The following is a 25323-nucleotide window of genomic DNA, read 5'->3' as shown; positions in this document are numbered from 1 at the left end:
GCAGCTTATAGTCCGTTTTCCGAGTTCGTCGCCGCGATTGCGACGATACCCCGTCCTTGTGGCGGCCCGGTTGAGCGTTGTTGACGTCTGCCGGGAAGGTTCGCAATGCTGACGCTCGACGGAAGCGGTCGGTTAGCGGAGAATCAGAGGCGGATTCCATGACGAGAGTTTCGCAAAGGGTTAGCGCGGTAATCGCTGGTATCGTCGCTGTCGCCGCCGCGCCGGCTGTCACAGGTCTGTCTGGAACGGCCAGCGCTGGGGACAGTCCGGGGGACCTGGCGAACATTCCGTGCATGCAGGAGTATTTCGACGCCGACCGCTGCGTCGACTGGGCGGCGAACAAACCCCTGACCGACGAGGTCATCGGGTGTCTGAAAGCCGCCGACATCGCTATCGGCACGGCAGTGGCAGGCGGTCTTATCGCCGGTTCGACGCTGAGGGCGATCCTCGGAGGGGCCAGTTCGGGCGCCGCGGGCGCTTGCCTTTCGAAGCTGACCAGCTGAGACCGAGGTAGGGTGCACCGGAAGTGCGGGGTTGCCGAGAGGAGGCGGAAAAGTGCGATTTGCCGTAGTGCTGATAGTGGTAGCGCTGGCAACCTATCTTGCCGGTTATCTCATCGATGGCTTCTGGTCTTATCTCGCGATGGCGCTCGTCGTGCTCATCGGCGTCGTCGCTCTGGGGCGAATGAAGTCCAGCCGTGCGAGCAACACACGTCATCGGTGAGCTTGTTCAGCCGCTGTTCGAGGGAATTGACGGCACGTCGTGCCCGGCGCTTCGCGCTGTCGACGTCGGTGGTGGACGCGCGGCTCGCGGGAGAGGTCGATGCTTCCTCGGGTCGGACGGCTGACGTCGGCGTGAATGCGAAGCGAGGGCGGGATCGCAGAGCGTGAACGGCCGGAAGGCGCCGAACGCGGCGGGCCTCTCTCGGCCAGGATCGCCACGAGGCTGCCCCGGGCGGAGTCGGCGTGCGAACGGATGACGAGCGGCGATGCCTGTCGCGGTCCCCGAAAGATCGCCTCGCGGTTGTCGCTGAGCCAGCAGTTGCGGGCGGAGCCGCTCCGGGCCTGACGGCCGCCGGCTTCCGGGATTCTTCGGGCTCGGTTCGAAGCCGAACACCTGGGCCAGGCACTTGAGGATCTGTCGATGACGTTACCGGCGACGGCGATGCGCGAGCGGCTGGGGTGCTGGTCAATCCGCTGATTGCCGCGTTGCTCGCGGTGGGGGCGGTGGTGCTGGCCCCTCGTCCTTGCTGATGGCGTACTCCTCGGCAGTGGTGGGGCCGGGGTTGCTTCTGGGGAACCGGCTCGTGGGCCGGGCGGCCGATCGGTCCGCGTCGTTGCGGGCGATCGTGGTCAATGGGGAAGATCGTGCTGGTGCTGGCGAGCGGCGGAGCAGGGTGGCTCGGGCCTGCGGCGGCGGTGCTCGGGGTCGCCGCGGGGACCGCGCCCGAGAGGCGGGCGGTGAAGCTGGCGACGGGGTGAGCGTCCAGTGTGGACGGTCCGGGGGAGGGCGGGTTGCCGTGTCGCCGGGACTGGCGGATGATGGGCGGCCAAGTCCCCGTCCCGTTCCACCGCAGCCCCGGAGGCACGCGATCGCCGGCAACGCCGCCGAACCCGGGCGCACGGTCCTGAGCCGCGCGTTCGCGGTGCTGGATTCCTTCCTGTCCGGCCGACCCGAGCAGACTCACGGCGAGATCACCCGGGCGACCGGGCTCGCGCCTGCCACGGTGCACCGGCTGCTCGCCGAACTGACCGGCTGGGGCGCGCTCGAGCGCACCGGCCGCGGCCGGTACCGCATCGGGCTCCGGCTGTGGCAGCTCGGGGCGCAGGCGCCGGGCGGGCGCGAGCTGCGGGACGTCGCGCTGCCGTTCCTGCAGGACCTGCTCCAGGTGACGCACGAGGTCGTCCACCTGGTCGTGCTCGACGGGGACCGCGCGCTGTACCTGGAAAAGCTCGAGGCGCACCCGGATGTCGTGGTGACGTCGCGGGTCGGGCTGCGGCTTCCGCTGCACGCGGCGGGGCCGGGCAAGGTGCTGCTCGCGCACGCGCCGCCGGACTGCCTCGAGAAGATCCTGGCCGGCGGGCTCGAGCGGCGCGCCAGCGGGACGATCACCGACCCGGCGCGGCTGCGGCAGGTGCTGGCGGAGGTCCGGCTGCAGGGATTCTGCATCTCCCGCGACGAGATGACCGAGGGCGCGTCGTCGGTCGCCGCCCCGGTGCGCGGGCCGGGCGACCAGGTCGTGGCCGCGATTTCCGTGGTCGTGCCCAGCAGCACGCCGAATCTTTCGCCGCTCGTGCCGGTGGTCCGGATGGCCGCGCTGGGGGTCACGCGCGCATTGCAAGGTTGAGGAACTTTTCCGCTGAGTGGAAGCGGGGCTGGGCGGCCCGGGACCGGGCCGGGAGACTCCGGACCGCCCGCTGCCGCACTGCCGAGGAGAAGTCCGTGAGCCCTGCCCCGACCGTTCGCGACGCCGCGTTCGACGTGCTGCGCCGGTTCGGCGCCACGACGGTGTTCGCCAATCCCGGGTCGACCGAGATCGCGCTGCTCACCGACCTCCCCGACGACCTCGAGTTCGTGCTGGCGCTGCACGAGGGTTCGGTGGTCGGCATGGCGACCGGCTGGGCGCTCGCCAACGACCGGCCCGCGGTCGCGATCCTGCACACCACCGCCGGGCTCGGGAACGCCGTCGGCGCGCTCGCGACCGCCCGGGTCAACCGCGCGCCGCTGGTCGTGCTCGTCGGGCAGCAGGACCGCCGGCACCTCGCGCTGGAGCCGTTCCTCACCGGCCACCGCCTCGACGACCTCGCCCGGCCGACGCCGGTGTGGATCGCGGAACCGCCGCGCCCGCAGGACGTTCCGGGTGCGCTGGCCCGTGCCTGGCACGAGGCGCGCGAGCACCGCGGCCCGGCGCTGGTGATCGTGCCGATGGACGACTGGTCCGAACCGGCGGACGTGGACGAGCCGCTGCCCGCCCCGGCCAAGCTGGTCCGCGCGCACGCCGCCGAGCCCGCGGTGCTGGCCGAACTGGCGGAATTCCTCGGTACCGCAAGCAATCCGGTGCTCGTGGCGGGCGCCGGGGCCGACGACGCCGAGTCGTGGCGGGGGCTGACTGCGCTAGCGGAGAAGCTCGCGTGCCCGGTGTGGCAGGAGGCGTTCGGCGCCCGCGCCGGATTCCCGCAGGACCACCCGCAGTTCGCCGGACACCTGCCGCCGGGCCGAGAAGGACTGCGGAAAGCGTTGTCCGGGCACGACGCGGTGCTCTCGGTCGGCGCGCCGGTTTTTCGCCAGTACCCGCGGGAACCGGGGCAGCTGACCGAACCCGGCACCCGCGTCGCCGTGGTCACCGACGACCCGAACGAAGCGCACCGCAGCCCGGTCGACCTCGCGGTGCTGGCGCGGCCCTCCGCGGTGTGCGGGCCGTTGGCGGAGCTGCTCCCGGCCCGGGAAGCACCCGCGGAAAAGATCGGCCGGACGGTCGAGCTGCCGGGCGCGCCGGCCGAAGGGGCGCCGCTGGGACCGGACCACGTGTTCGGTCTGCTCGCCCGCCAGCTGCCCAAGGACACGGTGCTGGTCGAGGAATCCCCGTCGAGCCGCCCGTTGCTGCACGCGTACGTCCCGGCGCGCGAGCCGCTCGGCTTCCTCAGCGCGGCCATGGGCGGGCTGGGCTTCGGCATCCCGGCGGCGATCGGGCTGCGGATGGGCGGACTGAAACGCCCGGTGGTAGCGGTGATCGGGGACGGCTCGTCGCTGTACTCGATCCAGTCGTTGTGGAGCGCCGCGCACTACGGCGCCGGCGTTCTGGTGCTCGTGCTGTCCAACGGCGGCTACGCGATCATGGACAAACTCGCCGTGCGGCACGGCGAACGCACGGCCGGGGGCGGAAAAGCGCCGTGGCCCGGGTTCGGCGAGGTCAGCGTGAGCGGGCTCGCGAAATCGCTCGGCTGCCCAGCACGGCGCGTCGAAACCTACGAGGAACTGGAGTCGGTGTTGAACGAGGTGCTGCCGTCGTTGGCCGCCCGCACGGAGCCGCTGGTGCTGGAAGTGGCGGTGACGGCATGACGTTGCTCGGAACCGGATGGCAGGGCCGGATCTACTCCGGCGGCTGGATCCCCGGCGCGGGCGGGGAATACGACGCGGTCGAACCAGCAACTGGAGCCACACTCGCCCAGGTGGGCGCGGCGGCTCCGGAGAATGTCGCCAAGGCGGCCGCGGCGGCCCAGGAAGCGCAGCGCGAGTGGGCCGCGCAGCCGTACGACGCGCGGGCGCGGGTATTGCGTCGCGCAGCGCGGCTTTTCGAGGACCACGGCGACGAGATCGACGAATGGCTCATCCGGGAATCCGGTGCTACGCGGGGATTCGCGCAATTCCAGACCCGTGCGGTCGCGGCCGAGGAATGCCACGAAGCGGCCGCGCTCGCGGCGCATCCGTACGGGGAACTGTTGCGTTCCAGCCAGCCTCGGCTGTCGATGGCGCGCCGGGTCCCGGCCGGGGTGGTCGGCGTGATCTCGCCGTTCAACGCGCCGGTGATCCTGTCCATCCGCGCGATCGCGCCCGCTTTGGCACTCGGCAACGCGGTGCTGGCGAAGCCCGACCCGCGCACGGCAGTGTGCGGCGGCGTCGTGCTGGCCCGGATCTTCGAGGAAGCCGGACTGCCGGAAGGGCTGTTCCACCTGCTGCCCGGCGGCGCGGACGTCGGCGCGGCGCTGGTCGAGGACCCGCTGGTGCGCGTCATCGCGTTCACCGGCTCGACGAACGCGGGCCGGAAAATCGCCGCGGCGGCGGGGGAACGGCTCAAGCGCGTGCACCTCGAACTCGGCGGCAACTCGGCGCTCGTCGTGCTGGCGGACGCGGACGTCGAACAGGCCGCGTCGGTCGGCGCGTTCGGGTCGTTCAACCACTCCGGGCAGATCTGCATGGCGACCGGACGGCACTTGGTCGCCGCTGAAATCGCCGACGATTACGCGGCCGCGCTCGCCGAGCACGCGGCCAAGCTGACCGTCGGCAACCCGGCGACCGGCGACGTCGCGCTCGGCCCGCTGATCGACGCGGGACAGCGCGACCGCGTGCACTCGGTCGTCACCGGCAGCGCCGAGGCCGGCGCGAAGATCGCCACCGGCGGCACCTACGAGGACCTGTTCTACCGCCCGACCGTCCTCACCGACGTCCCGCTCGCCGCGCCCGCGTACGCCCAGGAGGTGTTCGGCCCGGTCGCTCCGGTCGTGCCGTTCTCCACAGTGGACGAAGCAGTGCGCCTGGCCGGCGGTACCGAATACGGGCTCTCGCTGGGCATCCTGACCCGGGACGCCGCGCGGGGGCTGGCGCTGGCCGAGCGGATCCCGTCCGGTCTGGTGCACGTCAACGACCAGACGATCAACGACGAAGCCCTCGCCCCGTTCGGCGGGGTGGGGGATTCGGGCACCGGCTCCCGGCACGGCGGCGCGCAGGCCAACCTGGAGGCGTTCACCGAAACCCAGTGGGTCACCGTGCGCGGCGACCTTCCGCAGCACCCCTTCTGACCGCGGTATCCGGTTAACCGCAGTATCCGACCAGGTCCCCTCCGACGACGCAGGTGATGACATGACGGTCTCGACAGATCCCCGGGCGCGCCCCGCCCGCTGGGTGGCCCCGCTGTGCTGGACGGCGGTGGCGCTCGAAGGGTTCGACCTGGTGGTGCTGGGCGTCGTGCTGCCCGCGCTGCTCAAGGACAAAGCGTGGGGGCTCGACCCCAACACGGCGTCGCTGATTTCCGCGGTCGGGCTGCTCGGCGTGGCGGTCGGCGCGTTCGCGATCGGCCCGCTCAGCGACCTGCTCGGCCGCCGCGGCATGATGCTGCTGACCGTGACCAGCTTCTCGGTCTGCACGCTGCTCTGCGCGTTCGCCAACGGGCCGTGGCTGTTCGGCGTGCTGCGGTTCCTGGCCGGGCTCGGGCTCGGCGGCGTGCTGCCGACCGCGCTGGCGCTGATCACCGAGTACGCGAAGATCGGCCGCAGCGGCAGCGCGACCACCGTGCTGATGACCGGCTACCACGTCGGCGCGGTGCTCACCGCGCTGCTGGGAATCCTGGTGCTGCAACGGTTCGGCTGGCAGTGGATGTTCGTCATCGGGGCCGCGCCCGCGCTGGTCCTGGTGCCGCTCATGCTGAAATTCCTGCCCGAGTCGAAGGCGCTGGAACGGGCGAAGGAGGCCCGGCGGACCCGCAATCCGCTCGGCGTCCTGTTCCGGCACGGCTACGGCCGCGCCACGATCGCGTTCTGGGTGACGTCGTTCATGGGGCTGCTGCTGGTGTACGGCCTGAACACCTGGCTGCCGCAGATCATGCGCGCGGCGGGCTACGAACTCGGCGCGGCGCTGGCGCTGCTGCTGGTGCTGAACGTCGGCGCGGTCCTCGGTCTGCTGGTCGGCGGCCGGGTCGCGGACAAGATCGGCTACCGGCGTTCGAGCATCGGGTGGTTCGCGGCGGCCGCGGTGTTTTTGGCGTTGCTGAGCATCAAGCTGCCCGGGGCGAGTGTGTACGTCGGGGTGTTGCTGGCGGGGGTTTTCACGTTCAGTTCGCAGGTGCTGGTCTACGTGTACATCGCCCGCGTGTACCCCGCCGAGGCGCGCGGCGCCGGACTCGGCGCGGCGAGCGGGATCGGCCGGTTCGGCGCGATGTCCGGGCCGCTCGTGACCGGGCTGCTGCTGTCGGCGGGACTGGCGTATCCGTGGGGCTTCTACCTCTTCGCGGCGGTGGCGGTGATCGGGGCGCTCGCGATCGCGGTGGTGAACCGGGACCCGACGCCGGACGCCCCGGCGGACAGCCCGGCGCCGGACGCGGTTCCGGCGCCGGAAGGCTGACCTAGTCGGCGGTCGTCTGGGCGATCCGGTCGCTGTCGGTGTCGTAGTCGAAGAGTTCCGCGTACCGGCCCCAGTCGATCGCCGTGTCCAGCTGCTGCCGGGCGTCGGCGGCGGAGAAGCCCCGGCGCAGCAGGTCGAGGAAGAACTCCGCGCGCAGCGTGCCGTCCGAACTGGCGGTGAGCGCGTTGACGATGGTGCGCACCAGCGGCGCCCGGTCGCGGACCTGACCGGCGAAGATCTTCTTGCTGGTCTGGATGTCCGCGGTGGTGAAGGCGGTGCCGACCGGCGTCAGGTGCAGGTCGCCGCCCGCCACGAAGAGAAGGTCGAGCAGGGCGGCGGCGTCGACGAGCGGCAGCAGGTCGTCGACCTCGAAGCTCAGTTCGGCGGCGAGATCCGGCAGGTCCGCGTGGCCGCCGCGAGCGTGCACCAGCTCTACGAGACCGGCCAGCCCGCCGACCGACGCGTGCGGCAGCGGCCGGGCGGTGGGCGTGGCCTGCGCGGGTTCGACGGCCGCCGGGTCGCGTCCGGTCAGCAGGTCGTAGAGCCGCTCGACCAGCGCGGCGAACGCGGGGGATTTGCGGTCGCGCGGCCGGGCGAGGTCGACCTCCACTTCCGCGCGCAGGGTGCCGGGGTTGGCGCCGAGGACCAGCACCCGGTCCGCGAGCAGCACGGCCTCCTCGATGTTGTGCGTGACGATGCAGACCGCTTTAGTGGGGAAATCGGCGCGCTGCCACAGGCTCATCAGCTCGGTGCGCAGGTTCTCCGCGGTCAGCACGTCGAGCGCGGAGAAGGGCTCGTCCATCAGCAGCACGTCCGGTTCGAGCACGAGCGCGCGGGCGAAGCCGACCCGCTGCCGCATCCCGCCGGAAAGCTCCTTGGGATAAGCGGATTCGAACCCGTCGAGCCCGATCAGGTCGATCGCCTGCAGCGCACGCTCGCGGCGGGCTTTCGGCGGGATCCCGCGGGCGGCGAGGCCGAGTTCGACGTTGTCCTGCACCGTCAGCCACGGCATCAGCGCGAAGGTCTGGAACACCATGGCGGTGCCCGGATTGGCGCCGTCGAGTTCTTCGCCGCGGTAGCGCACGGTGCCGCGGGTCGGGCCGATCAGCCCGGCGATCGTGCGCAGCAGCGTCGATTTCCCGCTGCCGGACCGGCCGAGCAGCGCGACGATCTCGCCCGCGCGCAGGTCGAGGGTGATGTCGTCGAGGACGCGCAGTTCGTCGCCAGCCGAACCGGGGAAGCTTTTGCTGACGTGGTCGACGGACACGAGGACTTCGGACATGAGGGCACCTTTCAGGACAGGGAGAACCGGCGTTCGGCGAGGCGGTACAGCCGCCGCCAGAAGAGCCGGTTGAGGCCGACGACGTACAGGCTCATCACCGCGACGCCGAGCAGGATCCGCCCGGAATCGCCGGTGCTGGTCGCGTCGGCGATGTACGCGCCGAGACCCGTCGCGGTGAGCGTGACCCCGTGGTAGGACACGATTTCCGCGACGATGGAGGCGTTCCACGCGCCGCCCGCAGCGGTGATGCCGCCGGTGACGTAGCTCGGGAAAACGGCGGGCAGCACGAGCCGCCGCCACCACAGCGCACGCGGCAGCCGCAGGTTCGCCGACGCCTCGCGCAGGTCGTGCGGGATGGCCGAGGCGCCCGCGATGACGTTGAAGAGGATGTACCACTGCGCGCCGAGGCTCATCAGCAGGATGCCGCCCCAGTCCAGCGAAATCCCGGTCGCCAGGAGCACCGCGGTGATCAGCGGGAACAGGAAGTTCGCCGGGAACGACGCGAGCACCTGCACGACCGGCTGGGCGAGCCGCGACACCCGCGGGTTCATCCCGATCCACACGCCGACCGGCACCCACACGAGCGTCCCGACGACGACCAGCGCGACGACTCGGGCGAACGTGATCAGGCCGAGCAGCAGCACGTGGCCGATCTCGCCGTACCCGGTGGTCTCGCCGATGAACAGCACCATGCGCACCGTGCCGTAGAGGATCAGCCCGAAGACCACGACGCTGAACACGATGTCCGCGGCCCGGCGGCGGGCGGGGGAGAAGCGCAGCGGGTACTCGGCGAGCCCGAAGACCGCCAGCGCGCGGTCGAGCGGGAAGACCAGTTTGCCGAGCACCCGGCCGAGCAGCGTCGGGATCCGCGAACGGCGCAGCAGGTCGAGCACCAGGCTGCGGGGTGCTTCGGCGGCTTCGGAGTTCTCGATGCGGAACCGCTCCGACCACGCCGTGAGCGGACGCCAGAACAGCACGTTCACGCCGACGACCAGGACCACCATCACGCCGACGGCCAGCAGCACCTTGCCGAGGTCGCCCTCTTCGGAGGCGGTCGCGACGTACGCGCCGATGCCGGGCAGCGCGAATTTCTGGTTGTTGACGCTGAGCGCTTCGGAGGCGGTGAGGAAGAACCAGCCGCCGCCGAAGCTCATCATGCCGTTCCAGACCAGCGGGATCATGCCGCTCGGCACGTCGACGCGCCAGAATCGCTGCCAGCGCGACAGCCGCAGCAGCCGGGACGCTTCGTCGAGGTCGCGCGGTTGCGAAACCAGCGAGTGGTGGAACGCGAACGTCATGTTCCACGCCTGGGAGGTGAAGATCGCGAAGATCGACGCGCATTCCAGGCCCAGCTGGGAACCGGGGAACAGCGCGATGAACCCGGTGATCGTCACCGACAGGAAGCCGAGCACCGGCACCGACTGGAGGATGTCGAGCGCGGGCAGCAGGATCTTCTCGGTGCGCCGCAGCCGGGCCGCCGCGGTCGCGTAGCAGAAGGTGAATCCGACCGACAGGACGAGCGCGACGAACATCCGCAGCAGCGAGCGTCCCGCGTAATAAGGAAGTTCGGCCGGGTCAGTGGACACTGTGGACGGTGCGGTCGCCGGGGTCCACGCCGTGGCGGCCCCGTGCGCGAGCCGCACGATCAGCCACAGCGCCGCGGCGGCGCCGAGGAACACCGCCACGTCGGCGATCGTGCGGCGGGGCCGGACGAGCGCGCCGCGGGTGGGGAAGGTGCGCAGCATGGTCTAGTTCTCGCTGTCCTGCTCGGAGTAGGTGAGTTCGGCCTGCCAGCGCACGCTGGTCACCGACGGTTCCATCGACAGCCGGCTCACCGCCGACTCCATCTGCTTGTCGTCGCGCTGGTCGGCGGACAGTTCGGCGCGCACCTGCACCTGCCCGTCGGTGTCGGTGTTGGTGCTGGTGACCGATTGGAGGGAGAAATCGGTGCGCGCCAAGGCTTGTACGAGCAGCGCGCGTACGTGTGCTTCGGAATCGTCCTTCGTCACCGCCAGGAAGGTGTACGACGTCGGGGTTTCGCGACCGGTCGCCGGACGCCGGTCGACGACCCGGCCGAGCGGACGCAGCGCGATGTTCACCGCCATGACGACGGCGGTGCCCGCGCCCGCGGCGGTGTACAGCCCGGCCCCGGCCAGCGCACCCACCGCCGCGGAACACCACAATGTCGCGGCGGTGTTGAGCCCGCGCACGGTCAGCCCTTCGCGCAGAATCACGCCCGCGCCGAGAAAACCGATTCCGGAAACAATTTGCGCGGCGACCCGGGTGGGGTCGGCGCTCGCTCCGCTGAAACCGTGCGCGGACAGCAGCACGAACAGCGTCGACCCGGCCGCGACCAGGGCATTCGTCCGCAGCCCCGCCATCCGGGCGCGGTATTGGCGTTCAAATCCGATCACCGTGCCGAGGCCCACTCCGGCGCCAAGGCGCAGCAACATCTCCGCAGTCGTCATCTGCGCTCCCACTGGTTGTCGCGAAAAGTTCAGAAATAGTTGGGAAAAAGGCTCAATAAAGGACGGTTACCACCACGTACGGTGGCGTGCCCAGCCGCGTTTCGCTACTTGGGCCGCCAGCGCGTAGCCGGCCAGCACGACCACCAGCCACAGCAGGTAGGTCGCGGGCAGGGCCTGCATCCGCAACGGTCCGGCGAGCGGCGACAGCGGCACGAGCAGACCGGCGAGCGCGGCGGCCGCGGCGGCCAGGACGACCGGGCGGCTGGCGCGCAGGGGAGTGCCGCGGCCGCGCAGGACGAGCACGACCAGCAGCTGCGAGAGCAGCCCCTCGACGAACCAGCCGGTCTGGAACAGCAACGGGTCCGCTCCCGCCCCGAAGACGTGCCACAGCACGGCGAACGTCGCGAGGTCGAACAGCGACGACAGCGGGCCGAACACGAGCATGAAACCGGTCAGCCCGCGCGCGTCCCAGCGGCGCGGCTTGCCGAGGTACTCGTCGTCCACCCGGTCCCAGGCCAGCGCGAGCTGAGCCAGGTCGTAGAGCAGGTTCGACACCACGAGCTGGATCGGCAGGATGGGCAGGAACGGCAGGAACGCGCTGGCCGCGAGCACCGACAGCACGTTGCCGAAGTTGGACGCGGCGGTGATGTTGACGTACTTCAGCGTGTTGCCGAGCGTCCGCCGTCCTTCGGCCACGCCGCGGGCGAGCACGCCGAGGTCGCGTTCGAGCAGCACCAGGTCCGCCGCGTCCTTTGCCGCGTCGGTGGCGGTGTCCGGCGCGATCCCGACGTCGGCGGTGCGCAGCGCGGTGACGTCGTTGACGCCGTCGCCGACAAAGCCGACCGCGCGGCCGTTCTCGCGCAACGCCGTGACGACGCGGGCCTTGTGCGCTGGCGTGAGCTTCGCGAAGACGGTGGTGTCCTTGACGATTTCCCGCAATTCGGCGTCGCTGGCCGCTTCGACCTGACGGCCGAGCACGACTTCGCCGACCGGGATGCCCGCCGAATCCGCGACGCGCGCGGCGACGTGCCGGTTGTCCCCAGTGAGCACTTTCAGCGCGACGCCTTGCTCGCCAAGGGTTTTCACCGCGTTCACGACGCCGTCGCGGACCGGGTCGACGAATCCCACGAAACCGACGAGGATCATCTGGTTCTCGTCAGTTTCGTCAAATCCGTCGAGCCGGTTCTCGACTTCGCGGGCGGCCACGGCGAGCACTCGCATGCCGTGTTCGGCGTACGCGCGCACCAGTTCTTCCGCGCCGATCCGGGCCGCGTCGTCGAATTCGGTCACGACGCCGTCGCGGCGCGCGTGGCTGCAGCGCGGCAGAATCTCGTCCGGGTCGCCCTTGCTGATCAGCAGGTACTCGCTGCCGCGGCGGACCACGACGCTGGCCCGGCGGCGCGCGTGGTCGAAGCCGATCTCGGCGACGCCGGTGAACAGCGCGTCGGTGACCAGGTCGTCTTCGCCGTCGAAGAGGGTCTCGATGGCCTCGTCCAGCCGGTCGTGCCGGTCGGTCTGGAAACGCACGGCGAGGCCCGCGTACTCGGCTGCTTCGCCGTCCGGGCTGCCGGAGTAGTCGACGCTGTGCGCGTAGGCGATCCGGTCCTCGGTGAGCGTGCCGGTCTTGTCGACGCACAGCACGTCCATCGCGGCGAGGTCCTGAATGGCGTTGAGCCGCTTGACGATCACCTGCCGCCGGGACAGCGCGGCCGCGCCCCGGGCGAGGTTCGTGGTGACGATGACCGGCAGCATCTCCGGCGTGAGACCGACCGCGACGGCGACCGCGAACATCCCGGCTTGCGCCCAGTCGCCGGTGACCGTGCCGTTGACGACGAGCACGATCGGCACCATCACGAGCATGAACCGCACGAGCGTCCAGCCGACGCGGCGCACTCCGGCGTCGAAGCTGGATTCCGCGCGCGGCTCGGCGGATTGCTTGGCCAGCACGCCGAAGTAGGTGTCGCTGCCGGTCGCGGCGACGACCGCGGTGGCCGTCCCGCCGACCACCGACGTGCCCGCGAAGCCGAGCGCGGGCGTCTCGACGAGTTCGTGGTCCTCGTGCTTGCCGGGCTGGGGCGCACGCTTCGCGACCGGCAGCGCCTCGCCGGACAGCGCGGACTGGTCGACCACGAAGTCCTTGGCCGCGACAATCCGCACGTCCGCCGGAATCACGTCGCCGGGCCCGAGCAGCACGACGTCGCCGGGCACGAGGTCTGCCGTGGGCACCTCGCGCTCGCTGCCGGGAAACTCCGCCGCGGCGCGCCGACGCACGGTGACCGTGGTGGTGATCTGGTCGCGGACCGCGCTGATCGCACGCTCGGACCGGGACTGCTGCCAGTAGCGGAGACCGATGCTGAGCACGACCATCACGCCGACGGTCACCGCGCCGCGAATGTCCCCGACGCCGGCGAAGACCAGGCCGAGCGCGGTCAGCAACGCGACGAACGGGCTGCGCGCGGCGGTCCAGACGCGGACGGGCGCCTGGAGCGTGCTGCCGATGCGGTTCTCGCCGAACCGGCGCAGGCGTTCGGCCGCCTCGTTCTCGGTGAGGCCTTTGGGCGAGCTGCCGAGATTCCGGAAAAGGGTCAGCACCGGCGCGTCGCCGTGGGCGCGCAGGGCGGGAAAGCGGGTCATAGTCGTCCCCCTCGAGGTCAGCTGGGCGTCAGCGGACCGCGCGGGGCGCTCCCGGACCTACCTGGTTGCCCGGGTTCCCGCGCGGCCGTGCCGACTACTTCCTTCGCCGGTCACCCGGCTCACCTCCTCCGCAAGACTCATCGACCGGCGTCGCGCGCCGGCCGGGGACCAGTAGAGCGCAGATCACGGAAACAGTCAAACACTTGTGCAACTGATGGGGGCTAGGTCACGCTGGGGGCCCACCCGAGAGGATGTCCTTCGTGTCCACCCCGTCTCAACCCCCGCTGGAACCCCTCCCGGCCGACTTGCTGCAGGACGCCGCCGCGACGTTCGGCCTGCTGTCGGCGACCGTGCGGCTCCACCTGCTCTGGCTGCTGTCGCACGGGGAACGCGACGTCGGCACGCTCGCCGAGGAGACCGGCCAGACTGTGCCGACCGCGAGCCACCATCTGGGCAAACTGAAGCTCGCAGGACTGGTCCGCGCCCGCCGCGAGGGGAAGCGACAGGTCTACGTGCTGGACGATCCGCACGTGCGGCACATCGTCCAGCTGGCGGTGCAGCATCACCAGGAGCTGTCGGGCGACGTCCGGCGGAGCAAGGGCGCTTGATCCTCCCCGGACGTAGAGTTGGGCCATGGCCGACCTGAACTTCTACTTCGATCCGGTGTGCCCGTTCGCGTGGATGACCAGCAAGTGGGTCCGCCAGGTCGCCCGGCAGCGCTCCTATGCCGTGGACTGGCGATTCATCTCGCTGCGGCTGCTGAACGCGCACCTGGATTACGCGACGCACTTTCCGCCGGAGTACGACGCTTCGCACACGGCCGGGCTTCGGTTGCTTCGCCTGGCCGCAGCGGTGCGCTCGGATTGCGGCCGGGAGGCGGTCGGTCCGCTGTACGAGGCGCTGGGGGAGCAGAACTTCGAGAGCGGTCTGGTCGAGGACACCGCTTCGGCACGTGCTGCGCATGGCACCCGCTCGGCCGCCACGACGGCTCTTTCGCGGGCGGGCCTTCCGGTGGCCCTTGCCGATGCCGTCGACGACGCGCAGTGGGATGCCGAGATCCAGCGGGAGACGGACGAAGCGCTTTCGCTGACGGGGAAGGACGTCGGGACGCCGATCCTGCACTTCCAGCCGCCGGAGGGAGTCGCGTTCTTCGGCCCGGTGATCAGCCGCTTGCCGTCCGACGAGGAGGCGGCCCGGCTGTGGGACCACGTGGTGGGGCTGGCGGCGTTCCCGGGGTTCGCGGAGCTGAAGCGGAGCTTGCGGGAGATGCCGCAGTTGCCGTCGTTCGGGGTGGCGGCGGGGGAGACGGGGCGGGAGCAGGATTGGCATGGCGGAAGCCGGAGGCTGAAGAAGTAGCGAGCGGGGCCGGGTTCAGGCATCCGCCCGAGCGACCGAGCCGTCCGCAGCTACGAGGTACACCTCAATGCCAAGCAGAGTGCGTACCTTGGCCGGAACCCGCAGGGCGTGCCACTTCACGGTGTCTGGCACTACGACCGCATAGCGCGCGCCCGGCATGCCGAACTCGCCCATGCGCCGCAGGATCTGGCCCCAAAGGATGTCCGCGTCGATGCCCTTGTCCTGGGTGGCGCCTTTCGCTTCCGCGTGGAGCCGGTCGTCGGCACGCGTGGCGTAGAGGTCGAGGTGTCGATCCGGGCCGGGACCGATCGTCCAGCCGTCGCGTTCGAGCCACGCCGCGAACGCCGCGACCACTTCGCTCTCCGTCATGCCGTCTGCTCCGCCCACGCGCCCTTCGCCTCTGGTCGCGGCGACTGTCGCCTCCGTTACACCGTCGGGCGATTTAGGTCCCCGATCGCGCGAACCTGCGACACTGGGAGTTGACGACAACTCCGGGAGTGTCCATGTCGCGCGACAGCTATCGGACAGTTCGCACACCGGACGGCCTCAACCTGGCCGGCACGCTGACCGAGCCGGACGGTGCGGCTCGGCGGGCGGTGCTGCTCGTTCAAGGGGCGACCGTCACCCGCGAGGAAGGCGGGTTCTTCACCCGTCTCGCGGCGGGTCTGGCCGAGGCGGAGGTGGCCTCCCTCAGAGTCGATCTTCCCGGGCACGGCGAGAGCGAAGGCAGCCAAGAGGATCTGTCGCTTTTCGCGCTGCTCAACGTCATTCGCGGCGGCATCGAGCATTTGGCCGGCGCCGTCCCGGGGGTGCGGACGTCGCTCGCGGCGGCCAGTTTCTCCGGCGGCGCCGCGGCGTACTACGCGGCCAAGCGACCGGACGACGTCGAGCGTCTCGTCCTGTTCAATCCCCTCATCGACTACCGCGGGCGGTTCATCGAGGAGAAGTCCGAGTGGTCGACGGACGGTTATCTCAACGACAAGGGCGCGGCCGAGCTCAAGCAGCAGGGCTATCTCGGGCACGGGCCTGGCTTCCGGCTCGGCCGGGCGCTGCTCAACGAGGCGTTGTGGTTCGAGGCCCGCGAAAATCTGCCGCGCATCGCCGCGCCGACGCTGATCGTGCATGGCACCGAGGACACGTTCGTCCCGGTCGAGTCGTCGCGGGCGGCGGATCGGGCGTTGACCTGCGAGCACCGGCTGCTCCAGCTCGACGGTGCACAGCACGGATTCGCGGTGCACGAAGATCCGGAATATGCCGATCCGCAGACGCGGGCATGGCAACGGCAGGTGATCCGCGAGGTCCGGGAATGGCTTCGCTGACGGCTCAGCTGTTGAGTGCTTCGCGCAATTCCCGTACGTCCGGCCGGTTGTGCCACGGTTTGAGCACTTCGACGACCCGCCGGAGTTCTTCCTTGGTGCGGCGGGAGTTCGTTTCCGTCGCGCGACGGGCGGAGGCGAGACCGGTTTTGGCGGCTTGGTCCGGTTCGCCGGAAAGGGCCAGCGAGTTCGCCATGAGGGACAAGAAGAACCCGTAGTCCCGACGGGAGAAGTGGGTTTCCTTCAACGTTTTCTCGTACAGTTCGACCGACCGGCGCGGTTCGCCCGCTTCGGTGTAGCAGATGGCGGTCTGCATATTCAGCAGCGTCGCGTTGAAGTGCGCGCCCAGCGGTGATTCGGCCGGCCCGGCGTCGTCCAGCAGTTTCCACGCGACGTCGAGGGTGCGGTTCACCTGATCGGCCGACGCGCCGAGCATCGCCTCCGCGCGGGCTTCCTGCTGGGCGGCCTCGGCCTGCAGCCGCCGGGGGAGCGACCAGGGGCCGTTGCGCACGGCTCGGGTGAGGATGAGCATCCGCCGCGGATCGCGTTCGTCGTAGGCGACCTGGGCTTTCTTGAGCAGAATGTAGCCCTGCATCGTGCTGTCGCCCGCCGCCTGCGCCCATTCCATCGCGCGGTCGTGCCAGTACAGCGAGTCTGCCATCTGGCGGCGGTCGCGGTAGAGCCATCCGGCGAATTCCGCGCCCTCCGAACCGATTTGCAGCAAGGCGCGCTGATCCTCGGCGGTCGCGTCGCGCGCGATGCGGTCGATGATGTCGAGCACGCCGAGCGTCATCGGAAGCGTTTTCGCCGGACCGCGTTCGCCGTCCTCGTATTTGTACTCGTCGAGCTGCCGCCGGAAATAGTGCGTGACGGTTTTGTCCATGTACCGCCGGGGATTCTCCAGCGCTCGCGCGACGTGCTCGGCGCCGCCTATTCCGAGTGCGGGCAAAGCCGCGACCGGCAGGCCGTTTTTGAGCAGGGAGCGGCGACTGAGCGGGCTCATGGCGTCCCATTCTGTGGTCGGAACCGCGGGCTGGGCCGCGTCGCCGGGTGCGGGCACGAGCCGGGCGAGGACGCTGGCCGCGACGGTGGCCCGGTCCAGCGGCAGCGCGACGGGCCGCCCGTCCACGACGACGGGCAGCAGGACTCCCGCGGACCTGCGGAGGTCCGCCGGGGTGCCTTCGCGGAGCAGTTCCTCCAGCCGGGCGGGGCTGATGCGCAGCAGCCGGGCGAGCCGGTCGCGCCGGTGCGGACGCGGCTCGGAGCGGCCGGATTCCCAGGCGCGGATGCTTTTTTCGTCGGCGGGGAGCAGCGCGGCGAGCTTTTCTTGCGTCAGGTTCGCCGCTTTGCGTGCCCGGACAAGTCCTTCTCGCCGTTCGCCCATGGGCGACACCCCTTCGCCACGACCCGGGATCGCTAGATTACCGCAGGTCACCGTGGCCAGGGCAAGGCGATTCCCTCGGTTGCCGCCCGCTTTTCGCCCGGTTTGCTGGCTGGTCCAGGCCACCGGCCGGCCCCATCGTGGGCAGGGCACGCGAAGACACTTCCGAAGCCGAGGGGTGCATCGCATGAACGCAGCGGAGACGTTCGCCGAGGCGGCTCGCACCGCCCATCCGGCGGTGGTGATCGGGTGCTGCGTGCTCTTGCTGCTGGTCCTGGTCTCGGCGTGGCTGTGGCGAGCCCGCCGGCCGATCCCGCCGCCGCGCGGGAAACTGACCGTCCGCGACCTCCAGGCGCGGCTGGACTACGAGGTCCAAGCCGAGATCGAAGAGGCCCGACTGGCCGAATTCCGCCGGACGGCCGAGGAAGCCGCCGCCGAACGCGCCGGGGAGGACACCGAGGTCTTCCCGGCAGTCGAGTGCTCGGAGGGCGAGGACCCGCGAAAAGGGGAGATGACCGGTAAAGCTCGGTGCGGTTAGGAGCGTCCCGCCCATCGCTCACCGCACCGTTATGCCTGCCCCAGCCTGGCGCGGCACGCCACCTCCCCTGGGCTGGGGCAGGCCTCAGCGCGTGCGTCGGGCCGACCCCAAATTGTATAACGACCTATACGTCACCGCAGGAGAGCGTAGCGATCTCCGTCCCCGCCAACCGCTCAGGACTCGCCACCACTTCATACGCCTGGAGCAACCCCCCGCGCACCTCGATCCGCAGCACCCCCGCCAACCGCCCGGCGGGGGCGAGTACCAGCCCCACATCGCCATCGATGAGTGCCAGCTCCGCCAACCGGGCGTTCCCCGCGAAGAGCTTCGTCCCCCGGGCCACATCGTCCGCCCCGCGCAGCACCGCGGCGGCGCCCGGCGGCAGCATCGTCGGATCCGTATGCCGGACGACATCCGGAGCCAGCACCGTCAGCAGGGTCGCCATGTCCCCGCCCCGGGCGGCCGACAGAAAAGCCGTCACCACTTCCCGGTGCTCGGCCAGCTCGGCAGCCGGAACAGCCGGTTCCCCGCGCACCCGCGAGCGCGCGCGGCTGGCGAGTTTCTTGGCCGTCGCGGGCGTCCGGTCGAGGATCGGGCCGACCGCGTCGAACGGCACCTTGAACAGGTCGTGCAGCACGAACGCCACCCGTTCGGGCGGGGCCAGCCGGTCCAGGACCACGAGCAGTGCGCGGCCGACCTCGCCCGCCAGCAGGATCTCGTCCTCGGGCACCGAGCCACCGGCGGCGTCGGGCACCGACGAGACCGGCGTTTCGCGGCGGGCGCGCAGGGCGTCCAGGCAGAGCCGGGACACCACCGTCGTGAGCCAGCCGCCGAGGTTGTCGACGCGATCGACCGAACTCAGCCGCAGCCACGACTCCTGCACGACGTCCTCGGCCTCGGCCGCGGAACCCAGCATGCGGTAGGCCAGCGCGTGCAGCCGCGGGCGCTCGTTTTCGAAGCGCCGCGCCAGTGCGTCGTCCATCGGTCACCTTTTCCCGTCTCGATCCGTCATGGGAGTGCCGGCCCGAGGACCAAGGACGAGGAGAGGAACCGGATGACCGTCATGTTAGCGCCCCTGCTGCACATAGATTCGAGCGCCGACCGCGAGGCGTCGGTGAGCAGGCAGCTGGGCGCACTGTTCGCCGACGAGTGGCGGAGAGGCGGCGGAACCGTGCGGCACCGCGACGTGTCCGCTGAGCCGGTGGCGCCGCTGCGCGAGGCGTACGCGCGGCTCGGCCGCCGGGTCGAGCGCAAGGGAGTGCTGTCGCTGGAAGACGTCGCGACACTGATCGCGGACGACGACGAACAGCGCGAATGGGACCTGACGCTGCCGCTGGTCACCGAGGTGCGGGAAGCCCGCGCGGTGCTGCTGGGGGTGCCGATGTACAACTTCGGCGTGCCCGCGACGCTCAAGGCGTGGATCGACCGGATCAGCTTCCCGGGCGTGTTCGTCGACCCGGAGACCGGCCGGAAACTGCTGGCGGACAAGGACTTCGTGGTCGTGAACGCGCGGGGCGGCGGATACGGTCCGGGCACGCCGCGGGAGAAATTCGAGTTCCAGGAGTCGTATCTGCGCGCTTACCTCAGCGACAAAGGCGTCGAGCGGCTCACGTTCGTGTCCCAGGAGTTCACCCGCGTCGGCGACGTTCCGGCGCTGGACGGGTTCGAAGACCTGGCCGCCGCGTCGCGCGCGGCGGCCAGGTCTCAGGTCATCGAAACCGCCCAGCGGCTCATCCGGTGAGGTCGGAGCACTTCCGCGCGTCCGGATCCTTCGCCCCGCCAGGCGACCACCGCACGTTCGCGAAGGACGCGGAGAACGGGCCGTCGGTGTAGACGAGGAACGGCGTGTCGATGCTCTCGAAGTCCAGCCCGCTCGCGAAGCAGGACAACGGGATCTTCACCGTCGACTTCTGTCCGGCGGGCAGATCGCCGAACAGTTTCGTCGCGTTGACCTCCGAGGAGCACGGGTAGACGCAGTGCAGGCTCACGACCGTCCGGTTCACCGGCGGCGAATGCACGATCACATCGAATTCGAGCGCGCCGTCGGCGTTGAGATATCCGCGCAGATCGTCAGTGCCGCCCGGGTGCTGTGAGTACAGCTGTGCCGCGCCGGTGCCGGTCCACGTCGCTTTCAGGCCATCGCCCTGGACGTTGACGTCGGCTGGCACGACGTTGATCTCCGGATGCGAAGCGGTGCCGTCGGGGCCGATCTCCGTGCCGCCCCAGTTCGACGCCGAACCGATGAAGCTCTTGTACGGCGCGACATCCGTGCGGTCGTAGATCGGCAGGTCCTCGGTCGCGGTGCCGCCGCCTCCGGTCGATCCGCAGCGCGCCGGGCCCTCGGTCTCGTCGAGCTTGCCGACGGTGGTCCGCTGGTTGGAGGTGAGGCCGTAGCCCAGCGCGAACAGCGGGTCATAGCCGGGACTCCACGGGTTGAGCGGCGTCTGGCAGGCGCTCTTCGGCCACGAGTAGGACAACTTGCCGCGGTACCCGCCGTGGTCCTTGCCGCGCACCAGCATGTCGGCGACGCCGCCGCCTTCGGTGCCGGGCAGCCACGCGGCGACGAACGCGTCGGAACGGTTGAGTTCCTTGTTGACGTACAGCGGACGGCCGCTGACGTACACCGTTACGACCGGGGTGCCCTTGCCGCTGACTTTATCCAGCACCGCAAGGTCTTCCGGATACAGCTTCGCCGCTTCGAGGCTCTTCCGCTGCAGATCGCCGACGCCTTCCGCGTACGGAGTTTCGCCGATCACGGCGATGACCGCGTCGTAGCCGTGCGGATCGACGGTGCCGGTCGGATCGAAGGTGACGTTGGCGAGATCCTCCTTGAGTCCAGCGAGAATCGAGGTCGCGTTGGGGAAGTCCGCATTCGTGTTGCCAGTGCCCTGCCAGGACAGCGTCCAGCCACCGGTCTGGTTCTGGATGCTGTCCGCGCTCTTGCCGACCACGAGCACCTTGGCGTTGCGCGCCAGGGGAAGCACGTTGCCGTTGTTCTTCAGCAGCGTCTGCGATTTGCGCACCGCTTCGCGAGCGAGCGCCTTGTCCGTCAACGCATCCGCCGAACCCGCGTACCATCGCTGCGAAGGCTTGCGTTCCTCGAACAGCCCGGCGCGCATTTTCACCCGCAGGATCCGCGTCACCGCGTCGTCGATGCGGGACATCGGGATCTCGCCGCCGCGAACCTGCGCGACCGTGTTGGCGATGAAGGCCTTCCAGTCGTTCGGGACCATCACGACGTCGATGCCCGCGTTGATCGCGCGCGGGCAGCTGGCGTTGGTGCAATCGGGCACCTGGCCGATGCCGTTCCAGTCGGACACGACGAGGCCGTCGAAGCCCGTCTTGCCCTTGAGGATCTGGTTGAGGAGCTTGTCGCTGCCGTGGACCTTGCCCTCGTTGATGCCGAGGGCGGGGTTGGTCCAGCTGTTGAACGACGCCATGACCGTCTGCGCGCCGGCGGACAGAGCGCCGTAGTAACCCTGGCCGTGCAGGTTGATCATGTCCGCTTCGGACGAGGCGTTGACGCCCTGGTCCTGCCCGTTGGTCGTGCCGCCGTCGCCGATGAAGTGCTTGGCGGTGCCGATCACGCCGTTCGGGCCGATGCGCAGCCGCGCGCCGGCCTGCAGGCCGTTCATGGCCTCGTAGCCGTAGGCGCGGGTGATGCGCGGGTCCTCGGAGAAGCCTTCGTAAGTGCGGCCCCAGCGATCGTCCTGCACGACGGCGAGAGTCGGCGCGAACGCCCAGTCCTGGCCGGTCGCCCGGATCTGCCGCGCGGTCGAATTCTCGACGTCGCGCACCAGGCACGGGTCGTGCGCCGCGCCGAGCGCGATGTTCTGCGGGAAAACCGTCGCGCCGTACACGTTGTTGTTTCCGTGCACGGCATCTATGCCCCAAATTACCGGGATCTTTGCCCGGGTGGCCTTCGCCGCGTCCCAATAGGAATCCGCGAGCTTGAGCCAGTCCTGCTGGCTGGCGTGCTTGTTCCCGCCCGGCCACGAGCCGCCGCCGTTGAGCACGGACCCGATCGAGTACTGGGTCACCTCGGCCGGCGTGATCGCGGCGATCTCGGGCTGCGTCATCTGCCCGACTTTTTCCTCCAGCGACATGCCGGAGACGAGCTGCTTGATCCGCCACTCGTCGACCGGATTCCGCGGCATCGCGCTGCGCACCTTCGGCCAGTCCGGCAGCGTGGGCAGCGAGTTTTCGATGCGGGCACAGCCGTTCCGGTCGAGCGCGGGGGGACCGATTTCGGGCTGGCGCGGGGGAGCGGCGGCCTGTGCGGCGTGGGCGGGGACGAGCCCGCCCAGGAGGACGAGCGCGGCGAGCGCGACCCGGTTCCGGGCGCGCGGGGAACGTGGAGGTCTGGCCATCGACAGTCCGTTCTGCGGAGGGCGGCCCGGAGCGGGCCCGGTGATCCTGACCGGGCAAACCGGACTCCGTCAATCCGCCGACCGCAGTGGTTCAGTCCACTGACCGGACAGGAAACGAGACATCCGCCGGGCGCCGCGGCCGGTGGCCCGGCGGGGATAGATTGATCTCGCAGAAAGCGAAAACAAGGGAGGACAAAGCGGATGCGCAAGGAAAAGCCGGACGTTCCGGCCGCCGACGGGACCGCGGACGCGTACCTGGCCGTGCCGGACGGCGGGCCGCATCCCGGGGTGCTGCTCTTCCCGGACGCGTTCGGGCTGCGGCCGCGGATCGAGGAGATGGCCGACCGCATCGCCGAGGCGGGCTACGCGGTGCTGGCCCCGAACCTGCTCTACCGCGGCGGCCGGACGCCGCTGGCGGACTTCGCCGCGCTGGAAGACCCGGAGCGGCGCGGCGAGGTCTTCGGCAAGCTGATGCCGCTGATCGAGGCCCTCGACACCGAAGCGATCACCCGGGACGCGGAGAAGTACCTCGACTGGTTCGCCGCGCAGGACGGCGTCGCCGAGGGCCCGGTCGTGATCACCGGCTACTGCATGGGCGGCACGAACGCGCTGCGCGTGATCGAGGCGCTCCCGGACCGGGTCAAGGCGATCGCGTCGTTCCACGGCGGACGCCTCGTCACCGACCAGCCGGACAGCCCGCACCTGCGGGTCGGCTCGATCGCCGGCGAGGTGTACTTCGGGCACGCCGACCAGGACCCGTCGATCACCGCCGAGCAGATCAAGACGCTCGAGCACGCGCTCGACGAGGCCGGGGTGACCTACCGGTCGGAGGTGTACGAGGGCGCGTCGCACGGGTTCACGATGTCGGACACGGCCGCCTATCACGCCGAGGGCGAGAAGCGGCATTGGGAGAACCTGTTCGCGCTCCTGGAGCGGGTGCGCTGACCTGCGAAGGACCGGGGCCCGGCCCGCGCGACGCGCTCGCGGCCGGGCCCTGCGCGCGGAATCGGCGGCGGCCGTTTACGCTGGCCGCATGGCCGAAGGTGCGCTGTGCCGCGAACCGGTGGAGCTGACCGGGCGCGAGCGCTCGGTCCTGCGGAGCGTCGCGGTCCGCGGGACGGAGCCCGAGCTGTTCTGCGAGCTGGAGGCCGGGCACGGCCACGAGCACGCGACCCCGGTCGGCGGACGCGGCGAAGAGCCGCTGATGTGGCTGCGCTGGTGGCCCGGCCGCCGCGTGCTGGAGACCCGCGCGCGATGCGGCGCGGAGTCCGACGAGGGCGTTTTCTGCCGGGTGCCCGGCGGGCACGAAGGCAGCCACAGCTACGAGCTGGCCGAGCCCGAGGAGGCCTGGCCGCTGGCCGACGCGGGCCTCCCCGCCGGCCGCCGGTAAAGTCGCTCGACATGCGCGAAAGCTTCCAGGACGACCTGAAACAGCTCGACGGGCGTCTGGCGGCGATGGCCGAGGCGGCGGCCGAGGCGATGCGCCGGGCCACCCGGGCGCTGCTGACCATGGACCTGCCGCTGGCCGAGCAGGTGCTCAGCGGCGACGCCGACCTCGACGACCTGCGCGCCACCTGCGAGGACGAGGCGTATTCGCTGCTCGCTTTGCAGGCCCCGGTGGCCGGCGACCTGCGTGCCGTGCTGGCCGCGGTGTACTGCGCGGAGAAGCTCGAGCGGATGGGCGACCTCGCCGCGCACGTCGCGGGCACCGCGCGCCGCGGCCACCCGGAGCCGACCGTGCCCGCGGACCTGGAGCCGGTGTTCTCCGAACTCGGCGAGGTCACCTCGGCGATGGCCGAGCGGCTCGCGGACCTCGTGCACGGCGAGGCCCGCGGCGGCTACGCCGAGCTGAGCCGCGCCGACGAGCGCGTGGACGAACTGCACGCGCGCGTGATGGCGACGGTCACCTCGCCGGACTGGACGCAGGACCAGCGGATCGCGGTCGCGCTCAGCCTGCTCACGCGTTTCTACGAGCGTTTCGCCGACCAGGCGGTGTCGGTCGCGAAGCGCCTGGAGTTCGCCGCGACGGGCGATCTCCCGGGCTGACCTCCGGCGGCGGTCCGGCCGGGGCCTGATTCGACGGACGCGGCGGCGGCGAACCCGCGGCGCGGCCGTGCGGCGGACCTGCCGGACGCGGCTGTGGTGCGCGGACTGGACGGGCTGGCGGCTGGGCGCCGCGGGCCGGGGGCTGCGCGTGATTCTGCGGCGGGGCCTCGGCGGGCCGGGGCTGGGGCATCGGCTGGGAGTTCTGCCGCCGGGGCGCGCCGGTGCCGAGGGGTTGCGAATTCTGCCGCCGGGGCGGACGGACGGGCCGACCGCTGGCGTCGGGTGCTTCGGGCGGACCGATGCGGCGAGCCGGAGGGACCGCGTCGCGAGCACCCGGCCGCGGCGGAAGAGAACCCGCCCGCCCTCGTGGAGCAGCACCGTCGGGTTCCGGACGGGCCTCGCCAGGCTCTTCCGGCGCCACCCCCAGCAGCCCGAACGGCACCTTCCCCGCGAACCGCCGCACGAGCCCGGCGGCCGGATCCAGCGCGTACCGCTGCAGGAGCAACGCCATCCCGGCCCCGAGCGCGAGCCCGATCAGCACGTCGTGCGGGTAATGCGCCCCGACGAACACCCGCGAGAAACCCATCGTCGCCGCGAAAGCCGCGAGCCACGGCGCGCCCTTGCGCCAGGCGAAGGCCCCGCCGAGCGCGACCGCGGCCGCGATGGTCGAGTGGTTGCTGGGGAACGACCAGTCGCCCGGCGGCGGGCAGGCGCCGACGATCGCCTCCGGCGGCAGTCCCCGGCACGGCCGCTGCTCGTGCACGAAGGCTTTGACGATCTCGCTGAGCACGTAGGCGACCACCGTGGCCGCCGGGACCAGCAGCGCCGCCGCCATCCGCTCGGGCGAGCCGCTCGCGCGCGCCCGCCACCAGAGCCAGGCGAAGAACGGGGCCACGAGGACCAGGCCGTAGTGCGTGTACGCCAGCACGAGGGACTGCACCCAGCCCGGCATCGCCAGGGCGAAATGGGTGATCGCGTCGTACGTCTCGCTGCTGGAAGCTCCGGCCGCGGTCGCCATACAACCCCTCTCCGGTCCGCCGGTTCGCCTGGCGGCCATCTCGCGTTCACCCGAAGGTCACGAGAGTACCGAGCGGCGGA

24 protein-coding genes are annotated in these 25323 nt (G+C 70.8%); 15 read left to right on the top strand and 9 right to left on the bottom strand.

Features of this window, described 5'->3' with window-relative positions:
* Positions 1-293: 293 nt before the first annotated feature.
* The 7 genes from CU254_RS21075 (at position 294) to CU254_RS21055 (ending at position 6834) form a co-directional block, all read left to right on the top strand.
* A complete protein-coding gene (locus tag CU254_RS21075) occupies positions 294-503 on the top strand; it encodes a hypothetical protein (RefSeq protein WP_009079173.1) in 210 nt (69 codons plus the stop codon).
* 52 nt (positions 504-555) lie between these two features.
* The gene (locus CU254_RS43115) at positions 556-723 is read left to right on the top strand and encodes a hypothetical protein (protein WP_158688057.1); all 168 of its coding nucleotides are present in this window, start codon (positions 556-558) and stop codon (positions 721-723) included.
* A 632-nt stretch (positions 724-1355) separates the two neighbouring features.
* Positions 1356-1481 carry a hypothetical protein gene (locus CU254_RS44650; RefSeq protein ID WP_255409761.1) on the top strand — a complete coding sequence of 42 codons (126 nt, stop codon included), beginning with the start codon at positions 1356-1358 and terminating at the stop codon, positions 1479-1481.
* Between the two features lie 164 nt (positions 1482-1645).
* Positions 1646-2347: an IclR family transcriptional regulator gene (locus CU254_RS21070; RefSeq protein ID WP_199785946.1), complete on the top strand. Its 702-nt coding sequence runs from the start codon at positions 1646-1648 to the stop codon at positions 2345-2347.
* A gap of 95 nt (positions 2348-2442) precedes the next feature.
* Entirely contained in the window at positions 2443-4059 is a 1617-nt protein-coding gene (locus CU254_RS21065) for a thiamine pyrophosphate-dependent enzyme (RefSeq protein ID WP_009079169.1), read from the top strand.
* The gene (locus tag CU254_RS21060; RefSeq protein WP_009079167.1) at positions 4056-5516 is read left to right on the top strand and encodes an aldehyde dehydrogenase family protein; all 1461 of its coding nucleotides are present in this window, start codon (positions 4056-4058) and stop codon (positions 5514-5516) included. The genes CU254_RS21065 and CU254_RS21060 overlap by 4 nt, the downstream gene beginning before the upstream one ends.
* A gap of 61 nt (positions 5517-5577) precedes the next feature.
* Complete coding sequence (locus CU254_RS21055; RefSeq protein ID WP_009079165.1) at positions 5578-6834, top strand: aromatic acid/H+ symport family MFS transporter; 1257 nt, start codon at positions 5578-5580, stop codon at positions 6832-6834.
* 1 nt (position 6835) lies between these two features.
* On the opposite strand, the gene CU254_RS21050 is transcribed toward CU254_RS21055, so the two are convergent.
* The 4 genes from CU254_RS21050 to mgtA form a co-directional block, all read right to left on the bottom strand.
* A complete protein-coding gene (locus tag CU254_RS21050) occupies positions 6836-8116 on the bottom strand; it encodes a nitrate/sulfonate/bicarbonate ABC transporter ATP-binding protein (protein ID WP_100266841.1) in 1281 nt (426 codons plus the stop codon).
* An 11-nt stretch (positions 8117-8127) separates the two neighbouring features.
* Complete coding sequence (locus CU254_RS21045) at positions 8128-9861, bottom strand: ABC transporter permease subunit (RefSeq protein ID WP_009079160.1); 1734 nt, start codon at positions 9859-9861, stop codon at positions 8128-8130.
* Between the two features lie 3 nt (positions 9862-9864).
* On the bottom strand, positions 9865-10584 hold the full coding sequence (locus CU254_RS21040) for an MgtC/SapB family protein (RefSeq protein WP_009079158.1): 720 nt from the start codon (positions 10582-10584) through the stop codon (positions 9865-9867).
* Positions 10585-10650: 66 nt separating this feature from the next.
* Positions 10651-13218: a magnesium-translocating P-type ATPase gene (gene mgtA, locus CU254_RS21035; RefSeq protein ID WP_100266840.1), complete on the bottom strand. Its 2568-nt coding sequence runs from the start codon at positions 13216-13218 to the stop codon at positions 10651-10653.
* Between the two features lie 251 nt (positions 13219-13469).
* On the opposite strand from mgtA, the gene CU254_RS21030 reads away from it, so the two are divergent.
* On the top strand, positions 13470-13826 hold the full coding sequence (locus CU254_RS21030; protein ID WP_009079155.1) for a helix-turn-helix transcriptional regulator: 357 nt from the start codon (positions 13470-13472) through the stop codon (positions 13824-13826).
* Positions 13827-13851: 25 nt separating this feature from the next.
* Complete coding sequence (locus CU254_RS21025; protein WP_009079152.1) at positions 13852-14574, top strand: hypothetical protein; 723 nt, start codon at positions 13852-13854, stop codon at positions 14572-14574.
* 15 nt (positions 14575-14589) lie between these two features.
* Here CU254_RS21025 and CU254_RS21020 read toward each other — a convergent pair whose 3' ends face one another.
* Positions 14590-14943 carry a hypothetical protein gene (locus tag CU254_RS21020; RefSeq protein ID WP_009079150.1) on the bottom strand — a complete coding sequence of 118 codons (354 nt, stop codon included), beginning with the start codon at positions 14941-14943 and terminating at the stop codon, positions 14590-14592.
* A gap of 134 nt (positions 14944-15077) precedes the next feature.
* Here CU254_RS21020 and CU254_RS21015 point away from each other — a divergent pair, with 134 nt between their 5' ends.
* A complete protein-coding gene (locus CU254_RS21015; RefSeq protein WP_037714343.1) occupies positions 15078-15893 on the top strand; it encodes an alpha/beta hydrolase in 816 nt (271 codons plus the stop codon).
* Positions 15894-15897: 4 nt separating this feature from the next.
* On the opposite strand, the gene CU254_RS21010 is transcribed toward CU254_RS21015, so the two are convergent.
* A complete protein-coding gene (locus CU254_RS21010) occupies positions 15898-17274 on the bottom strand; it encodes a helix-turn-helix transcriptional regulator (RefSeq protein ID WP_009079147.1) in 1377 nt (458 codons plus the stop codon).
* Positions 17275-17458: 184 nt separating this feature from the next.
* Here CU254_RS21010 and CU254_RS21005 point away from each other — a divergent pair, with 184 nt between their 5' ends.
* A complete protein-coding gene (locus CU254_RS21005) occupies positions 17459-17809 on the top strand; it encodes a hypothetical protein (protein ID WP_037714341.1) in 351 nt (116 codons plus the stop codon).
* A gap of 124 nt (positions 17810-17933) precedes the next feature.
* On the opposite strand, the gene CU254_RS21000 is transcribed toward CU254_RS21005, so the two are convergent.
* Positions 17934-18791: a sigma-70 family RNA polymerase sigma factor gene (locus CU254_RS21000; protein WP_009079143.1), complete on the bottom strand. Its 858-nt coding sequence runs from the start codon at positions 18789-18791 to the stop codon at positions 17934-17936.
* A gap of 72 nt (positions 18792-18863) precedes the next feature.
* Here CU254_RS21000 and CU254_RS20995 point away from each other — a divergent pair, with 72 nt between their 5' ends.
* Complete coding sequence (locus CU254_RS20995) at positions 18864-19550, top strand: FMN-dependent NADH-azoreductase (protein WP_234392726.1); 687 nt, start codon at positions 18864-18866, stop codon at positions 19548-19550.
* On the opposite strand, the gene CU254_RS20990 is transcribed toward CU254_RS20995, so the two are convergent.
* Entirely contained in the window at positions 19540-22179 is a 2640-nt protein-coding gene (locus CU254_RS20990) for an exo 1,3/1,4-beta-D-glucan glucohydrolase (protein ID WP_009079139.1), read from the bottom strand. The genes CU254_RS20995 and CU254_RS20990 overlap by 11 nt on opposite strands.
* Positions 22180-22380: 201 nt before the next feature.
* Between CU254_RS20990 and CU254_RS20985 the strand changes: the two genes are divergently transcribed.
* The 3 genes from CU254_RS20985 to phoU all read left to right on the top strand — a co-directional run bounded on the left by CU254_RS20985 (position 22381) and on the right by phoU (position 24225).
* A complete protein-coding gene (locus tag CU254_RS20985) occupies positions 22381-23124 on the top strand; it encodes a dienelactone hydrolase family protein (protein ID WP_009079138.1) in 744 nt (247 codons plus the stop codon).
* A gap of 88 nt (positions 23125-23212) precedes the next feature.
* On the top strand, positions 23213-23569 hold the full coding sequence (locus tag CU254_RS20980; protein ID WP_009079137.1) for a hypothetical protein: 357 nt from the start codon (positions 23213-23215) through the stop codon (positions 23567-23569).
* Positions 23570-23580: 11 nt separating this feature from the next.
* Complete coding sequence (phoU, locus tag CU254_RS20975) at positions 23581-24225, top strand: phosphate signaling complex protein PhoU (RefSeq protein ID WP_009079136.1); 645 nt, start codon at positions 23581-23583, stop codon at positions 24223-24225.
* Here the strand turns inward: phoU and CU254_RS20970 are convergent.
* Positions 24137-25243 carry a phosphatase PAP2 family protein gene (locus CU254_RS20970; protein ID WP_009079135.1) on the bottom strand — a complete coding sequence of 369 codons (1107 nt, stop codon included), beginning with the start codon at positions 25241-25243 and terminating at the stop codon, positions 24137-24139. The genes phoU and CU254_RS20970 overlap by 89 nt on opposite strands.
* Between the last annotated feature and the right edge of the window lie 80 nt (positions 25244-25323).

It is taken from the genome of Amycolatopsis sp. AA4, assembly GCF_002796545.1.
Classification (GTDB): domain Bacteria; phylum Actinomycetota; class Actinomycetes; order Mycobacteriales; family Pseudonocardiaceae; genus Amycolatopsis.
The sequence above is the reverse complement of the archived record's forward strand: the minus strand, read 5'-3'. Positions and strand labels throughout refer to the sequence as shown.

Bases quoted from the DNA above. Each gene is read 5' to 3' on its own strand.
- CU254_RS44650 (WP_255409761.1), top strand. From the start codon at position 1,356: ATGGGGAAGATCGTGCTGGTGCTGGCGAGCGGCGGAGCAGGGTGGCTC.
- CU254_RS21015 (WP_037714343.1), top strand. From the start codon at position 15,078: ATGTCGCGCGACAGCTATCGGACAGTTCGCACACCGGACGGCCTCAAC.
- CU254_RS21020 (WP_009079150.1), bottom strand. From the start codon at position 14,943: ATGACGGAGAGCGAAGTGGTCGCGGCGTTCGCGGCGTGGCTCGAACGC.
- CU254_RS21055 (WP_009079165.1), top strand. From the start codon at position 5,578: ATGACGGTCTCGACAGATCCCCGGGCGCGCCCCGCCCGCTGGGTGGCC.
- CU254_RS20970 (WP_009079135.1), bottom strand. From the start codon at position 25,243: ATGGCGACCGCGGCCGGAGCTTCCAGCAGCGAGACGTACGACGCGATC.
- CU254_RS21060 (WP_009079167.1), top strand. From the start codon at position 4,056: ATGACGTTGCTCGGAACCGGATGGCAGGGCCGGATCTACTCCGGCGGC.
- phoU (WP_009079136.1), top strand. From the start codon at position 23,581: ATGCGCGAAAGCTTCCAGGACGACCTGAAACAGCTCGACGGGCGTCTG.
- CU254_RS20985 (WP_009079138.1), top strand. From the start codon at position 22,381: ATGCGCAAGGAAAAGCCGGACGTTCCGGCCGCCGACGGGACCGCGGAC.
- CU254_RS20990 (WP_009079139.1), bottom strand. From the start codon at position 22,179: ATGGCCAGACCTCCACGTTCCCCGCGCGCCCGGAACCGGGTCGCGCTC.
- mgtA (WP_100266840.1), bottom strand. From the start codon at position 13,218: ATGACCCGCTTTCCCGCCCTGCGCGCCCACGGCGACGCGCCGGTGCTG.
- CU254_RS21075 (WP_009079173.1), top strand. From the start codon at position 294: ATGCAGGAGTATTTCGACGCCGACCGCTGCGTCGACTGGGCGGCGAAC.
- CU254_RS21005 (WP_037714341.1), top strand. From the start codon at position 17,459: ATGAACGCAGCGGAGACGTTCGCCGAGGCGGCTCGCACCGCCCATCCG.
- CU254_RS21050 (WP_100266841.1), bottom strand. From the start codon at position 8,116: ATGTCCGAAGTCCTCGTGTCCGTCGACCACGTCAGCAAAAGCTTCCCC.
- CU254_RS21010 (WP_009079147.1), bottom strand. From the start codon at position 17,274: ATGGGCGAACGGCGAGAAGGACTTGTCCGGGCACGCAAAGCGGCGAAC.
- CU254_RS20995 (WP_234392726.1), top strand. From the start codon at position 18,864: ATGACCGTCATGTTAGCGCCCCTGCTGCACATAGATTCGAGCGCCGAC.
- CU254_RS21025 (WP_009079152.1), top strand. From the start codon at position 13,852: ATGGCCGACCTGAACTTCTACTTCGATCCGGTGTGCCCGTTCGCGTGG.
- CU254_RS20980 (WP_009079137.1), top strand. From the start codon at position 23,213: ATGGCCGAAGGTGCGCTGTGCCGCGAACCGGTGGAGCTGACCGGGCGC.
- CU254_RS21030 (WP_009079155.1), top strand. From the start codon at position 13,470: ATGTCCTTCGTGTCCACCCCGTCTCAACCCCCGCTGGAACCCCTCCCG.
- CU254_RS21040 (WP_009079158.1), bottom strand. From the start codon at position 10,584: ATGACGACTGCGGAGATGTTGCTGCGCCTTGGCGCCGGAGTGGGCCTC.
- CU254_RS21000 (WP_009079143.1), bottom strand. From the start codon at position 18,791: ATGGACGACGCACTGGCGCGGCGCTTCGAAAACGAGCGCCCGCGGCTG.
- CU254_RS21045 (WP_009079160.1), bottom strand. From the start codon at position 9,861: ATGCTGCGCACCTTCCCCACCCGCGGCGCGCTCGTCCGGCCCCGCCGC.